This window comes from Arthrobacter sp. TE12231, from assembly GCF_054062895.1.
In genome coordinates, this window is sequence record NZ_JBSSFS010000001.1 from 4251274 (window position 1) to 4264586 (window position 13313).

General features: G+C 69.5%; 12 protein-coding genes. 3 read left to right on the forward strand and 9 right to left on the reverse strand.

All coding sequences use genetic code 11. The features are described from left to right. The first annotated feature begins 36 nt into the window (after nucleotides 1–36). Together ACVWYS_RS19055 and ACVWYS_RS19060 are read left to right on the forward strand one after the other, a co-directional pair. Nucleotides 37–1308: a DUF1479 domain-containing protein gene (locus tag ACVWYS_RS19055; RefSeq protein WP_344365085.1), complete on the forward strand. Its 1272-nt coding sequence runs from the start codon at nucleotides 37–39 to the stop codon at nucleotides 1306–1308. A 105-nt stretch (nucleotides 1309–1413) separates the two neighbouring features. Beyond that, complete coding sequence (locus ACVWYS_RS19060; protein WP_456507866.1) at nucleotides 1414–2097, forward strand: HAD family hydrolase; 684 nt, start codon at nucleotides 1414–1416, stop codon at nucleotides 2095–2097. Here the strand turns inward: ACVWYS_RS19060 and ACVWYS_RS19065 are convergent. The 5 genes from ACVWYS_RS19065 to ACVWYS_RS19085 form a co-directional block, all read right to left on the reverse strand. Beyond that, nucleotides 2026–2769: an HD domain-containing protein gene (locus ACVWYS_RS19065; protein ID WP_344365079.1), complete on the reverse strand. Its 744-nt coding sequence runs from the start codon at nucleotides 2767–2769 to the stop codon at nucleotides 2026–2028. The genes ACVWYS_RS19060 and ACVWYS_RS19065 overlap by 72 nt on opposite strands. 84 nt (nucleotides 2770–2853) lie before the next feature. Then, complete coding sequence (locus ACVWYS_RS19070) at nucleotides 2854–4611, reverse strand: acetyl/propionyl/methylcrotonyl-CoA carboxylase subunit alpha (protein WP_456507867.1); 1758 nt, start codon at nucleotides 4609–4611, stop codon at nucleotides 2854–2856. Next, nucleotides 4611–6362, reverse strand: coding sequence for a 5-oxoprolinase subunit B/C family protein (locus tag ACVWYS_RS19075; protein WP_456507868.1), 1752 nt, complete (start codon nucleotides 6360–6362; stop codon nucleotides 4611–4613). Before ACVWYS_RS19075 ends, ACVWYS_RS19070 begins: the two co-directional genes overlap by 1 nt. Before the next feature lie 47 nt (nucleotides 6363–6409). Continuing rightward, the gene (locus ACVWYS_RS19080) at nucleotides 6410–7747 is read right to left on the reverse strand and encodes an MFS transporter (protein WP_456507869.1); all 1338 of its coding nucleotides are present in this window, start codon (nucleotides 7745–7747) and stop codon (nucleotides 6410–6412) included. Nucleotides 7748–7888: 141 nt separating this feature from the next. After that, on the reverse strand, nucleotides 7889–8647 hold the full coding sequence (locus tag ACVWYS_RS19085; protein WP_116766375.1) for a LamB/YcsF family protein: 759 nt from the start codon (nucleotides 8645–8647) through the stop codon (nucleotides 7889–7891). Between the two features lie 107 nt (nucleotides 8648–8754). Here ACVWYS_RS19085 and ACVWYS_RS19090 point away from each other — a divergent pair, with 107 nt between their 5' ends. Then, nucleotides 8755–9519: a GntR family transcriptional regulator gene (locus ACVWYS_RS19090; protein ID WP_344365067.1), complete on the forward strand. Its 765-nt coding sequence runs from the start codon at nucleotides 8755–8757 to the stop codon at nucleotides 9517–9519. A 173-nt stretch (nucleotides 9520–9692) separates the two neighbouring features. Here ACVWYS_RS19090 and ACVWYS_RS19095 read toward each other — a convergent pair whose 3' ends face one another. The 4 genes from ACVWYS_RS19095 to ACVWYS_RS19110 all read right to left on the reverse strand — a co-directional run bounded on the left by ACVWYS_RS19095 (nucleotide 9693) and on the right by ACVWYS_RS19110 (nucleotide 13313). Continuing rightward, on the reverse strand, nucleotides 9693–10076 hold the full coding sequence (locus ACVWYS_RS19095) for a hypothetical protein (protein WP_456507870.1): 384 nt from the start codon (nucleotides 10074–10076) through the stop codon (nucleotides 9693–9695). Next, nucleotides 10067–10246 carry a hypothetical protein gene (locus ACVWYS_RS19100; protein WP_344365062.1) on the reverse strand — a complete coding sequence of 60 codons (180 nt, stop codon included), beginning with the start codon at nucleotides 10244–10246 and terminating at the stop codon, nucleotides 10067–10069. Before ACVWYS_RS19100 ends, ACVWYS_RS19095 begins: the two co-directional genes overlap by 10 nt. 296 nt (nucleotides 10247–10542) lie before the next feature. Continuing rightward, the gene (locus ACVWYS_RS19105; protein WP_456507871.1) at nucleotides 10543–12141 is read right to left on the reverse strand and encodes a glycoside hydrolase family 32 protein; all 1599 of its coding nucleotides are present in this window, start codon (nucleotides 12139–12141) and stop codon (nucleotides 10543–10545) included. A 98-nt stretch (nucleotides 12142–12239) separates the two neighbouring features. Further along, the gene (locus tag ACVWYS_RS19110) at nucleotides 12240–13313 is read right to left on the reverse strand and encodes a LacI family DNA-binding transcriptional regulator (protein ID WP_456507872.1); all 1074 of its coding nucleotides are present in this window, start codon (nucleotides 13311–13313) and stop codon (nucleotides 12240–12242) included.

Genomic DNA, 13313 nt, shown 5'->3' on the forward strand with positions numbered 1-13313 from the left:
CGCAGTCTAGGAATGACGACAGAAGGAACGATGAAAATGAGCGAACAGGACACAGTCCACCAAGCCCCTCAGGTCCCCGCTGATGTCCCGGGCCAGATCCGCGCCCTCAAACGCGAACTGCGCGACCGGATCGGCGATGTCGAAGGAGTCTTCCGCCGGCTCGAGGACCGCATCCGGGTACAGGTCGAGGAAATCGAGGCCATCCGGGCCCGCGGCGAGGAGGTCTGGCCGGTTATCAGCTTTAGGGACATCGAATCCGGTCAGGTCAGCGAGGCCCAGCTGGCCGCGCTGAAGCGGCGCGGCTGCGCCGTCGTGCGCGGTCACTTCCCGCGCGAGACCGCGCTGGGATGGGACCGGCAGCTCGTGGACTACGTGGAGAGCAATGACTTCGATGCCAAGTACCGCGGCCCGGGCGACGACTTCTTCGGCACCCTGTCCGCCTCCCGCCCGGAGATCTACCCGATCTATTGGTCCCGCCCCCAGATGGAGGCGCGGCAGGACCCGCGGATGGCGGCCGTGCAGTCATTCCTGAACCGCCGCTGGACTTTCGAATCGGAGGGGCGGTCCTGGTTCGACCCTGACCAGGACTCGATGTACCCGGACCGGATCCGCCGCCGCCCGCCGGGCGCCGATTCGAGCGGCCTGGGCCCGCATACCGACTCCGGCGCCCTGGAACGGTGGCTCCTGCCGGCCTACCAGCGGGTGTTCCGGCTCGTGTTCGACGGCGAACCGGAGAAGTACGACCCCTGGGATGCCGCCTACCGCACCGAAGTCGACGAGTACGAGGGCGGATCCACGATGTGCTCGGCCTTCCGCACCTTCCAGGGCTGGACGGCGTTGTCCGACATGAACAACGATCAGGGCGTGCTGCAGACGGTCCCTATCCCCGAAGCGATGGCCTACATCCTGCTTCGTCCGCTGCTGGATGATGTGCCGGAGGACGAGTTGTGCGGCGTCAGCCCACGGCGCGTCCTGCCGATCAGCGAGCAGTGGCACCCTCTGCTGATGCGCGCGCTCTCGTCCATCCCCGACGTACAGGCCGGCGACTCGGTGTGGTGGCATTGCGACGTGATCCACGCCGTCGCCCCCGTGCAGGACCAACAAGGATGGGGCAACGTCATGTACATCCCGGCAGCCCCCCAGTGCGAGAAGAACACCCGGTACGCCGCCGTCGTGGCAGAGGACTTCAAAGCCGGACGCTCACCGCGGGACTTTCCCGAGGAGCACTACGAAACCGACTGGGATAACCGGTTCCCCGAGAACGACCTCAACCCCATCGGCAGGCGGGCGCTCGGGCTAGGCGTTTAGCCGCGCCGCCCGGTCGGCGCCGGCGCACCGGTCCCTAGACCACCGCGCCGGCGCCGACAGGGCCACCAGCCAGCCCCACCGCGACCCACCCACGGAAGGACAGCAGTGCCTGAGATCCAGGACAACAGAACCGGATACCCCGCAGCGGTGCTCTGGGACATGGACGGCACGCTCGTGGACACGGAGCCGTTCTGGATCCAGGCCCGCGCCGATCTCGCCGCCGAATACCACGTGCCCTGGAGCGACGCCGATGCCGCCTTCTTCGTGGGCAAACCCCTGCCGGTGTCCGCGGCCGAGATGCGCAACCGCGGAGTCCCCCTGGCTGGACCGGAGCTCATCGACCGGCTCGTCCACCAGGTCCTGGACACCATCCGCGACCGGATCCCCTGGCGGCCCGGAGCGCAGGAGCTCCTCGCACGCCTCGCTCAGGCCCGGATCCCCTGCGCACTGGTCACCCAGGCGTTCCGGCCGGTCGCCGGATACATCGCCCAAAGCGCCGGTCCCGACGCCTTCCTCAAGGTCGTGGCCGGTGATGACGTCACCCACGGCAAACCGCACCCCGAGGCATACCTCACGGCCGCGGCATCCTTGGGAATCCGCCCCCGAGACTGCCTCGCCATCGAGGACACGGACACCGGGGCGGCCAGCGCCGTGGCCGCCGGCATGACAGTCCTGGTCATCCCACATCTTGCGCCTGTCCCCGACGGCCCGTTCCGGTCAACCCGGGAGACCCTCACCGGGATTACCCTCGATGATCTTCGCCTCCTCCGGCCCGCGCTGCGCCGTTAGCAGCGCCTGACGCTGCGGCCACAGCGTCACCGATTCCAGCGCCGACAACGCCCGGGCCATGCCCTGCGCCTCTGCCGTGAACAGGTGTCCGTGGACGCGCTGGCTGCACAGGCGCATGGCCTGGCCGCGGTCGAGTCCGAACCAGTCCATCACGGTGTCGATGCCGTGCGGGCTGAGCCGCCAGGTCTTGTCCGCGTCCTTGACGATCGCGTCCTCGATCGAGAGCGCCTCGCGCCGGGAGTCGTGGCCGTCGATGATGTCCAGGATGGCCGGCACTTTACCGGCATCGTACCCGGCCGCGGCGAGGATCCCGGCGGCGAGCCGGGCACCCTCCTTTTCGTGCAGCAGCACCAGGTCCGGTCTCCCGCCTCCGGGCGCGATCGCCTGGAGGACTTCCGCCGGCGGCACCTGCGACCAGCCGATATCGTGCAGCATGATCGCGGGAAGGACGACGGCGGCATCCGCTTCCGGGTGCCCATCCAGCAGCGCGCGGGCCAGCCCCACCGCGTAGAGCGTATGGGCGTCGTTGTCGCGCACCGTCAGGAACGGCGCCGCTAGCTCCCAAAGGGCCGACAACTCCGGATCCAGGGCGATCACGCCGTCCGGCTGCGCCTCGATCCCCGCCGAGACGTCAAGGCCGGACATGTTGGCAGCAGGCTGCAGTTTGGTCATCCAGCCAGCGTGCCCGCCCGCGGCACGCAGGGCAAGGGGCCGTTTCCGCTGGGCGGAAACGGCCCCTGTACTCCAAGAAACGAACTAGCCGATCAGCGCCAGGACCGCTCCGGCCGTGACCACTCCACCGGCTTCGGTGCGGACGTCGGTGACGGTCCCGTCCCGGTGCGCGGAAACCTGGGTTTCCATCTTCATGGCTTCAAGGACAACCACCGGGTCCCCGGTCGCAACCTCGCCGCCCGGTTCGACCAGCCACTTCACCACGGTGCCGGCCATGTCGGCACGCAGTTCCCCCGGGTCGGCAGCGGCGGCCGTACCGCCGTCGGACACTACCGCCAAACCGGCAGGTGCCGGGCCTCCGGAGCGTGCCCAGCCGTCCAAGAGGTCGGCCGGAAGCCCGACGGCCAGACGGCGGCCGTCCACCTCGACGGTGATGGTGCGGCGTTCGCCGTCGGGCGCGGTGGTGTTGTAATCGGGATCGGCCGAGATGGAGACACTGTCCGCGAAGTCGGTTTCGATCCAGCGGGTGTGGATGCCCAGCTCGTCCTCGGAGGTGAAGTCCGGGGACGCGAGCACGGCCCGGTGAAAGGGCAGCACGGTGGCGACGCCGGTGATGCGCATCTCGGCGAGGGCGCGGCGGGCGCGGCGCAGAGCCTGCTGGCGGTCCGCTCCCGTGACGATCAGCTTTGCGAGCAGGGAGTCGAACTGCGGCGCCACGAAGGAGCCGGAGCGGACCCCGGTGTCCAGCCGGATGCCCGGGCCGGTGGGGCCGGCGAACTCGCCGATGGTGCCGGGCGAGGGCAGGAAGCCGCGGCCCACGTCCTCGGCGTTGAGCCGGAATTCGAAGGCGTGGCCGCGCGGTGCCGGGTCCTCGGTCAGGCGCAGCGGCTCCCCCGCGGCGATCCGGAACTGTTCCTGGACGAGGTCGATTCCGGTGGTTTCCTCGGTGATGGGGTGCTCCACCTGAAGGCGCGTGTTGACCTCGAGGAACGCCACCGTTCCGTCGGCCGCGACCAGGAATTCCACCGTGCCGGCGCCGGAGTAGCCAGCCTCCCGGCAGACGGCCTTGGCGGCGTCGTAGATCAGCGTGGTCTGCTCCGCGCTGAGGAACGGTGCGGGAGCCTCCTCGAGGAGCTTCTGGTGCCGGCGCTGGAGGGAGCAGTCGCGGGTTCCGACAACGACCACGTTGCCGTGCGCGTCCGCCAGGACCTGCGCCTCGACGTGGCGGGGGCGGTCCAAGTAGCGCTCGACGAAGCACTCTCCGCGGCCGAACGCGGCGATCGCCTCACGGACGGCGGAGTCGAAGGCTTCCTCGACCTCGTCGAGGACCCGGACCACCTTCATGCCGCGTCCGCCGCCGCCGAAGGCGGCCTTGATGGCGATCGGCAGGCCGTGCTGTTCGGCGAAGGCGCGGGCCTCGGCGGCCGTGTCCACGGGACCGTCGCTGCCGGCGACCAGCGGCGCGCCGGCCCGGACCGCGGCGTCGCGGGCCGTGATCTTGTTGCCGAGCAGCCGGATCGCCTCCGGGCTGGGGCCGATCCAGGTCAGCCCGCCGTCCAGGACGGCCTGGGCGAAGTCGGCGTTCTCGGAGAGGAAGCCGTAGCCGGGGTGGACGGCGTCCGCTCCGGACTCGGCGGCCACGGCGAGGAGCTTGGGGATGTTCAGGTAGGTGTCCGCGGGCGAGTTGCCGTTCAGGCTGAAGGCCTCATCCGCGGCGGAGACGTGCAGGGCATCGGCGTCGATGTCGGCGTACACGGCGACGGACGCCAGCTGCGCGTCATCGCAGGCCCGGGCTATGCGGACCGCGATTTCTCCACGGTTGGCGATCAGGACCTTGCGCATCAGTTACTCACTTCTTTTTCGGTGGTGTTGTGTTCGAGGGTGCTGGATTCGGCCCAGCGGAAGCGGATCTTCCCGCCGATGGGGACCTGCGCGGCGAGGTCCAACTGGGAGTCGACCACCACGGCGATCACCGGGTAGCCGCCAGTGATCGGGTGGTCGGCGAGGAACAGAACGGGCAGCCCCTCCGGCGGGATCTGGAGGGCGCCCGCCACGGTGCCTTCGCTGGGCAGCTCGCCTTGACGGGTGCGCTGCAGCGGCGTCCCGTCCAGCCGCATGCCGACGCGGTTGGACTGCGGCTTCACCTCCCACTCCTGGCCGGTGAAAGAGTCCAGAGCGGCCTGGCCGAACCAGTCGGCGCGCGGGCCGGGGACGACGTCGAGGACGGTCACCCCGGTGCCCGGGTAGTCCGGCTGCAGCTCGGGGTGCCCGACGACGCCGGACTCGGCCTCGCCGCCGGCGGCAAGGAGCTGCCCCGCGGTCAGGGGTGCGGGGCCGATTCCGGACATGGTGTCCGTGGAGCGGCTGCCCAGCACCGGGGAGACGCCCACTCCGCCGCGGACAGCGAGGTAGCTGCGGAATCCGCTCTGCGGGGCACCGAGGCTGAGCGTTTCGCCGTCGAGCAGCGCGAAGGGGGTGGCCATCGGCGCGGTGCGGTGCCAGGTCTCCCCGGCGCTGTCCGGCGCCGACTCGATGCTCAGTTCCGCTGGCGCCCCGGTGACGGCGAGGACCTGGTCCCCGGCGGCCTGGACTTTGAGGCCGCCGGCGACGGTCTCGATGGCGGCGGCCGACGGCGCGTTCCCGACGAGGCGGTTGGCCCGGCGCAGCGAGGCCCGGTCCAGCGCTCCGGCGGCGGAGACGCCGAGGCCCGAGTGGCCGTGCCGGCCGAGGTCCTGGACGAGGCTCTGCAGGCCCGGCGACACGATCCGGAGTCCGGCGGTGATGCCCTGCATAACGGCGGGTTCCGGCACGGATCCGGAAATTTCCATGGCGGGCTCCGGGGCCGGCCCGGCGGCGGACTCGGCGGCGGACTCGGCGGCTGGCTCCGCGACTGGCTCAGCGTCCGGCTCTGCTGCAAGCGCGACTGCATCCCGGACGGGGCGGAACTGCACCCGGTGGCCGGGGGCGGCCAGGGCGGGCTGCTCCCGGTCCAGGTCCCACATCCGGGCGTTGGTGCGGCCGATCAGCTGCCAGCCGCCCGGGGAGCGGCGCGGGTACACAGCCGAATAGTTGCCGGCCAGCGCCACGGAGCCCGCAGGGACAGCGGTGCGGGGCGAGCTGCGGCGGGGCACTTCCAGCTGCCCGTTCTCCCCCACCATGTAGCCGAAGCCGGGTGCGAAGCCGGCGAAAGCGACGGTCCAGACCTGGCCGGAATGGGCGGCGATCACGCCCTCGGCTCCCAGACCGGTGAGCCGGCCGACTTCGGCGAGGTCCTCGCCGTCGTACACGGTGTCGATGACCACCAGCTCGCCGCCGCGCTGCGCGGTGGCGGTGAGGTCGAGCTGCAGCAGCCGGGCGGCGATCCGCCGGGCCGAGGCCGGGGAATCGGCTTTGACCAGGACGGTCTCGGCGGCGGCCAGGATGTCCTGCTGGCCCGGCAGCGGCGTCTCGAGGAGGAGTGCCTGCAGGGCAAGGACGTCCTGGGTGCCGGAGAGCTCGGCCAGGACGGCACGGGTGCCCACCGCCCGCACGGAGCGGACCTTGTGAACCGTGCCCTGCTGAACTGCGTCGTTCTGAACTGCCAGGGTTTCCATTGCTGTCTCCATCATCGCCACCGTTTTCCTGAAAGGATCCGCGCCGCTCAGGCGTGGGCTACCTGCAGGAGCCGCTCTTCCTCCTGGGTCTGCGGGTTCCGGCCGATGGCCAGGCCGATCACGGTTACAACGGCGGCAACGGCCAGGTAGCCGGCGATCAGGTACCAGTTGCCGGTCGCGGCGAAGAGTGCGGTGAAGATCAGGGGCGCCACGGCGCCGCCGATCACACCGGCAAGGGTGTAGGCCAGCGAGCTGCCGGCGTAGCGCAGGCGGGCCGGGAACTGCTCGGTGATGAAGGCGGCCTGCGGGCCGTACATGAAGGCGTGAAGCGCCAGCCCGATCACGACGCCGATGGTCAGCATGAGCACGGACTTGCCCTGGATCATGAGGAAGAACAGCGGGATGTACAGGGCGGTTGCGACCGTCGCGATGCCGTAGACGAGGCGGCGGTTGAAGCGGTCCGTGAGGGCACCGGCGGCGGGGATCAGGAACAGCTGGAAGGCGGAGCCGATCAGGATGGCGCCGAGGACGTTGCCGGTGGTCATGCCCAGCTGTTTGGTGGCGTAGAGGGCCACGAACACCGTGAACAGGGAGTAGAGCACGTCGGGGCAGATCCGGGACAGGGCGGCGGCCACGAGGGCGCGGGGTTCTTTGGTGAAGACCTCCTTGATGGGGGCCTTGGGTGCCTCGCCGTGGGCCTGGATGGCCTTGAAGACGGGAGTTTCCTCGAGCTTGAGCCGGATCAGGAGGCCGAAGACCACTAGGAGGGCGGAGGCGAGGAAGGCCACGCGCCAGCCCCAGGAGAGGAAGGCCTCGGTGCTGAGGGTTGCCGCGAGGAGGGCCAGGACGCCGTTGGCCATCAGGTTGCCGGCGGGCGGCCCGATCTGGGCGGCCGAGGACCAGAAGCCGCGCTTCCTGGCATTGCCGAATTCGCTGGAGAGCAGGACGGCCCCGCCCCATTCGCCGCCGACGCCGATACCCTGCGCCAGGCGCAACAGGACCAGGATCGCCGGGGCAGCGACGCCGATGGCCGCGTAGCCGGGCAGCACGCCGATGAGTACGGTGGCGACGCCGATCAGCATGAGGGTGACCACCAGGACATGCTTGCGGCCGATCTTGTCGCCGAGCCGGCCGAAGATCACGCCGCCGATGGGGCGGGCGAGGTAGCCGACCGCGAACGTGGAGAAGGACAGCAGCAGGCCGACCAGCTCATCGCCCACGGGAAAGAAGATCTTCGGGAAGATCAGTGCCGACGCCACCGAGTAGATCGCGAAGTCGTAGTATTCCAGCGACGTGCCGGTGAGGCTCGCGATGTAGGCCTTGATGGCGCCGGGCGGCAGCTTCCTCTTGCTGGCGGCCGGGGTGGCCTGCTGCGGTGTGGTCATGATTTTTCCTCCAGGTGTGCGGGGTGCTGCCTGTTGCGTGGTGTGGGGTCGGGGGGAACCGGGTGGATCCGGTGTGATGCTGAGGTGCTGCGATGCTGTGAGCGTCGTCCCGGACGGGTGCCTTGCCTTCCGGGAGCTGTCCTAGACGAATGCGGCGGTGGTGATTCCGGCGGCGTTGAGCGCCTCGCGGACGGCCGCGGCCATGGTGACGGCTCCCGGGGAGTCTCCGTGCACGCAGATGCTCTCCGCACGGATCTTCAGGATGGAGCCGTCAATCGTGCGGACGGCGGAATCGGTGGCCATCCGGAGGACATGCTCCGTGACCTCCGTGTGGTCGTGCAGGACCGCACCGGGGAGCGTGCGGGAGACGAGCGTGCCGTCCGGGTTGTAAGCCCGGTCGGCGAAGGCTTCAGTGACGGCCCGGAGACCGGCGGCCTCGGCCAGGCGCAGCACCTCCGAGCCCGGGAGGCCCAAGATCGGCAGGTTCGGGTCCACCGATTTCACGGCCTCGACGACGGCGCGCGCCTGCGCGGTGTGCGCCACGATCGCGTTGTAGAGGCCGCCGTGCGGCTTCACGTAGGCCACCTTGCCGCCTTCTGCCGCTGCCAGGGCCTGCAGCGCGCCGATCTGGTAGACGACGTCGTCCGCCAGTTCGCCGGGATCGATGTCCAGGAATCGGCGGCCGAAACCTGCGAGGTCGCGGTAGCCGACGTGCGCTCCGATCATGACGCCTGCAGCAACGGCCTCGCGGCAGGTCAGGCGGATCACGCTGGGGTCGCCGGCGTGGAATCCGCACGCCACGTTGGCGCTGGAGACGGAGCGAAACATCGCCATATCGTCCCCCAGCGTCCACCGCCCGTACGACTCGCCGACGTCGCTGTTCAGGTCGATCGTTCCCATTGTGATCCTCATCTCATGATTGGGCCCCTATCTAGGATGCACCAAAAGTTCGGATTGTTCAACGATTCTTCAATCCAACGATGTGACGATCGTGTAAATTCTGGAGTATGACCAGCTCCGAAGCAGGATCCCGAGTCCTTCCCGCCACGCCTCGAAGCGGGGCGGGCGCCGGCGCCGCGGCGGATAAGAAGCGCGAGGCCGCGGCAGGGGCTGCCCTGGGTGCGGCGGCACGGCTGCGCGTGGCGGTGCCGTCCGTGGCGGACCGCGTAGCGGCTGAACTCCGCCTGCAACTGGCGGAGGGGCTGCTTCTGCCGGGAGCCCGGCTCACGGAATCGACCATCGCGGAGGATCTGGGCGTCTCCCGTAACACCGTCCGCGAGGCTTTCGCTGAACTGGCGGCCGAGCGCTTGGTGGTCCGCCACCCGAACCGGGGCGTCTTCGTGGCCAGCCTGGAGGCCGGGGACATCCACGACGTCTACACGGTGCGCCGCGCCGTCGAGGTGAGCGCAATCCGCGGCGGGGGCAGCCCCGAGCGCGTGGCAGCGATCCGCGCGGCCGTCGAGGAGGGCAAAGCCGCGGCCGCTGCCGGCGACGAAGAGGCCTTGGGCAACGCCAACCAGCACTTCCACGGCGCGATCGTGGCCCTGGCAGAGAGCCGCCGGCTGGACACGATCATGGCCCAGGTCCTGGCCGAGATGCGGCTCTTCTTCCACAAGGCCACTCTGGATGCGCACTTCTACCGGGGTTACCTACCGGACAACGAGGAAATTTGCGCGGCCCTGGAAGCCGGCGACCTGGACCGTGCCGGGGACCTGTTGCTGGCCTACCTGGACCGTTCCGAGGAGCGCCAGGCCGCCGTCCACGGGGACTGAGCGGCCGGTCAGGACAGCCCGGCGACGCTCAGTCGGCCCTGCGACGCGCAATATTCCTACCGACACCTGGATTCCGGCATCGGTGGAAACTTTGGGTGTCGTCGGAAAATCTCCGCGTCATGGACCCGGTCAGGGCATTCAGTCGGTGGCGCCGGTTAGCCTCACGCCCGCGGTCAGGACAGGCACTCGTCCACGATCTTGCCGGCAACGCCGCCGATGACCGTACCCAGTCCGGCCCCGGCCGGCCCGCCGAGGATGCCGCCGATCGCGGCTCCGGCCCCCGCGAGTGTCTCCTGCCAGTTGCCCCCGGACTTCTTGTAGACCACGGTGGTTCCGCCGCCGCTGTCGGTGCCGTCCGTGGCCACGTAGGAGCCGGCCGACGCCGACGCGAACGCCAGCGCTACGGGGCTGGCGCCGGGCTTCAGGAGCATTTCGTCGTAGGTTTTCCGGACCTCGTGGTACGCGGCAGATGCGTCCTTCTTCCCGGATGTGGCAGCGAATCCTTCGTCACAGATCCCGGCCGGTACCGGCAGTTCGGATTCGGTGATCAGGCCCATTTCCAGGAGCTTGTCGAGGATGATTTTGTGGCCGCCAGCCGGTCACCTTTGGCCTCCCGCATGATGCGCTCAGTTTCCCGGGCCACCGCGCTTTGCCGGTCTTCTACGCCGACCCCCACCGCCGGAGCCTTGTGCCAGGGCCGATTTTCCAAGGGCTGCTTGTCCATCATTGTGCCGCACCTCCATTAAATACGGTCTTGCAGATTCGCACAGGTTACGCCCGCGGGATTCCCTCCGGTTGACCTTTCCGTAATCGCGGCGGACCCCGGAGCAGGAGGAAAATCGGCTACCAGAAAATGCCGGTGGCGGCTGTGGCCTTAGTGTCGGGCAAACGGCGTCGGGGTTTCCCCATGTTTGCGGGATCCGGCCGGCGTGTTGCGCCGAACCGCCGGCACTTGGCGGCGTCGCGCCGTTGAAGGTGGGGAATCTCCGCGGCGGTCCCCGGAGAGTTCAACGGCACGCGAGCCTAGCGGCGCCGGATGTCCAGCGTCCGTACCCTCGCCCCGTGGCCCTCCGCGAACAGCGCCATTCCGGTGCTGGATTCCGCCGGGAAGACGAGGTCCGTGAGGACGGCCAGGCCGTCTTGGGCGAAGACCTCCACCGAGCAGGCGTCCAGGTGCACCTGAAGGCGCAGCCGCCCGGCGTCGAGAGGCACGTGAGCGTCTTCTACCGACGCGAAGTCCTCGTGGAATTCCACGGCGCCGGACTCCCGACGGTCCAGGGACAGCCTGGACGTGGCGGTGTCGTAGGCCAGTACGGTCCGCTCGGCGCCGCCCGTCCGGAGCAGGAGACCCACTCTGGCGGCGGTTCCGGGCTCAATCTCGACGTCGATGCGCGCGGCGGCTGAAGCGGCGGTCGATACAGCGTCCCCGACGGCGGCGTCCGAATCCGGCGCTAGTAGGTCCACGGTTCCGGGGTGCAGTTCCCGGGAACCCAGGGAGATCCGGTGGACGTCCGGGGCGCCGTCCAGTCCGTCGAAGGGATCGACTGCCGCCTGCCGCAGGACGACACCGCCGGAGGGCAGCCGTGTCAGGGTGACTTCCCGCGCCAGGGACATGGCGCCGCGCCAGCCCTTGGTTGGTGTCTTGCCCGCGTAGTCCCAGTTGTTCATCCAGCCGATCATGATCCGGCGGCCGCCGGGGGCGTCATTGAACGAAACGGCCGCGTAGTAGTCCCGTCCCCGGTCGAGCCAGGCATAGTCCGGCATCCGGCTTCCGTCCGGCTGGAGGCCCTCGGTGACCGTGGTCTCCGAACGGAAGTGCACGCCGTCGAACGTGCCCACAAAGTACTGGGCGCCCGAGCCGCCGGCAATGCCGCCCGGATTGAGGTTGACCACCAGGACCCATTTGGTGTCGGCCGGGTCGCCGTCCACCGCGAGGGGAAAGAGATCGGGGCATTCCCAGTCGCCGCAGGTGGCGTTCGCGGGGCCAAAGCTGCTCAAGTATTCCCAGTCCTTCAGGTTCGCCGACCGGTAGAGGACCACCACACAGTCCGTGGCCTCCACCGCGGCCATCACCCAGTAGCTTCCCGCGGGGCCGTCGTAGCGGAACACCTTGGGGTCGCGGAAGTTGGCGGAAGTGCGGTCCAGGACGGGGTTGCCGACGTACTTGGTCCAGGTCTGCCCCCGGTCCAGGCTGTAGGCCAAAGACTGGGCCTGCCGCCCGCGCAGCGGCGAAGCGTCGGTGTATGCGCTGGTGTAGACCGCCACCAGCGGCGGCTTCCCGGGGGTGCCGAAGCCGCTGGTGTTGTCCGGGTCGAGCACCACGGAGCCCGAGAATATCGCCTCGTTCCCGTCGCAGGAAATGGCGACCGGCTGTTCTTCCCAGTGCAGGAGATCCGCCGATGTCGCGTGACCCCAGGACATGTTCCCCCAGGCGTCTCCGGAGGGGTTGTGCTGGTAGAAGAGGTGGTACGTGCCGTTCAGGTGGATCAGCCCGTTGGGATCGTTGAGCCAGTTCTTGCCGGCGGAGTAGTGCCACTCGGGCCGGAACGGGTCGGAGGATAGCGGCAGGGACGCGGCCGCTTCCGGCACAGCAGAAACAACAGCAGATGGGGGGACATTCATGTGGACCTCTGGGGTTCGGCAGGGCGCGGCTCATCAACGCGCCCGGCATGTGGAACGGGGAACGGTACGGAGAACGGGAGGACGTGCGGGCGGGAACCTTAGCTGGCAGGCCTGGCAGGCAGACCCGGAGCGGCCGCCGCGGGCACGGGCACGCAGCCGCAGGAGGCCCGGAGGACCAGGTCCACGGGGAAGATCCTGTTCCGGGTTGGAGACACGCCGTCGAAGTCGATGAGCGCTTCGACGGCGGCCTCGGCCATGGCCTGGACTGGCTGCACGACCGTGCTCAGCGGCGGCCAGCTGTACTCCGCCTCGGCCGAGCCGTCGAAGGAGAAGACCGCCAGGTCCTCTGGGACCCGCAGGCCGGCCTCGGACACGGCGCGCAGCAGCCCGACCGCTTGGAGGTCGGAGCTGACAAAAACGGCGGTGGGCCGGTCCGGGGAGGCGAGCAGCCGCTGCCCGGCCCGGTAGCCGCCCTGCCGGTCGAAGTCGCAGCGCAGAATGGGCCCTTCCGGGAGTCCGGCTTCCGCGAGGCCCTGCTGCCACCCGACCTCGCGGGCATCCAGATCGTTGCCGGAGTTCATACCCATGACCAGCGCGATGTTGCGGTGGCCGTGGCCCACCAGGTGCTCGACGGCACGCCGGGAGCCTTCAAGCAGCTCCACTCCCACCGAGTTGAAGCCCGGCACCTCGCTGCTGTGGTTGAGCAGCACGGCGGGGATCTCGGAATGCTCGAGTTCGGTCAGGTCTGGTTCGAACAGCACGCTGGAGAGGAAGACCCCGTCCACGCGGCGGCTGGCGAGGTTCCTGACCTGGCGGCGCTCGTTGGCCGCCGATCCGCCCGAGTTGGCCAGCAGCAGGGCGTAGCCGCGCGCCGCCGCGGCTTCCTCCACGGCGCGGGCCAGAGTGGCGAAGAAGGGGTTGGTCGTATCCGGGACCACCATGCCGAGCATCTCGCTGGAGCCCAATTTGAGTGCCCGCGCCGCGGCGTTCGGCCGGTATCCGAGGGCGCTGATGGCCTCGCGCACCTTGGCGGCAGTCACCGGGGAGACCCGCTTGGGTCCGCCGTTAACCACATAGCTTACGACGGCGGTGCTGACGCCGGCCAGCCTGGCCACGTCTTTGCGGGTGATCGTGGGCCTGGCGGAAGCTGGCGAGTGTGGCACAGTGACCAT

Coding starts and splice junctions, on each gene's coding strand:
- ACVWYS_RS19085 (WP_116766375.1), bottom strand. CDS start 8,647: ATGGGAACGATCGACCTGAACAGCGACGTCGGCGAGTCGTACGGGCGG.
- ACVWYS_RS19070 (WP_456507867.1), bottom strand. CDS start 4,611: ATGCGCAAGGTCCTGATCGCCAACCGTGGAGAAATCGCGGTCCGCATA.
- ACVWYS_RS19080 (WP_456507869.1), bottom strand. CDS start 7,747: ATGACCACACCGCAGCAGGCCACCCCGGCCGCCAGCAAGAGGAAGCTG.
- ACVWYS_RS19090 (WP_344365067.1), top strand. CDS start 8,755: ATGACCAGCTCCGAAGCAGGATCCCGAGTCCTTCCCGCCACGCCTCGA.
- ACVWYS_RS19055 (WP_344365085.1), top strand. CDS start 37: ATGAGCGAACAGGACACAGTCCACCAAGCCCCTCAGGTCCCCGCTGAT.
- ACVWYS_RS19110 (WP_456507872.1), bottom strand. CDS start 13,313: ATGGTCACTGTGCCACACTCGCCAGCTTCCGCCAGGCCCACGATCACC.
- ACVWYS_RS19105 (WP_456507871.1), bottom strand. CDS start 12,141: ATGAATGTCCCCCCATCTGCTGTTGTTTCTGCTGTGCCGGAAGCGGCC.
- ACVWYS_RS19075 (WP_456507868.1), bottom strand. CDS start 6,362: ATGGAAACCCTGGCAGTTCAGAACGACGCAGTTCAGCAGGGCACGGTT.
- ACVWYS_RS19100 (WP_344365062.1), bottom strand. CDS start 10,246: ATGATGGACAAGCAGCCCTTGGAAAATCGGCCCTGGCACAAGGCTCCG.
- ACVWYS_RS19065 (WP_344365079.1), bottom strand. CDS start 2,769: ATGACCAAACTGCAGCCTGCTGCCAACATGTCCGGCCTTGACGTCTCG.
- ACVWYS_RS19095 (WP_456507870.1), bottom strand. CDS start 10,076: ATGGGCCTGATCACCGAATCCGAACTGCCGGTACCGGCCGGGATCTGT.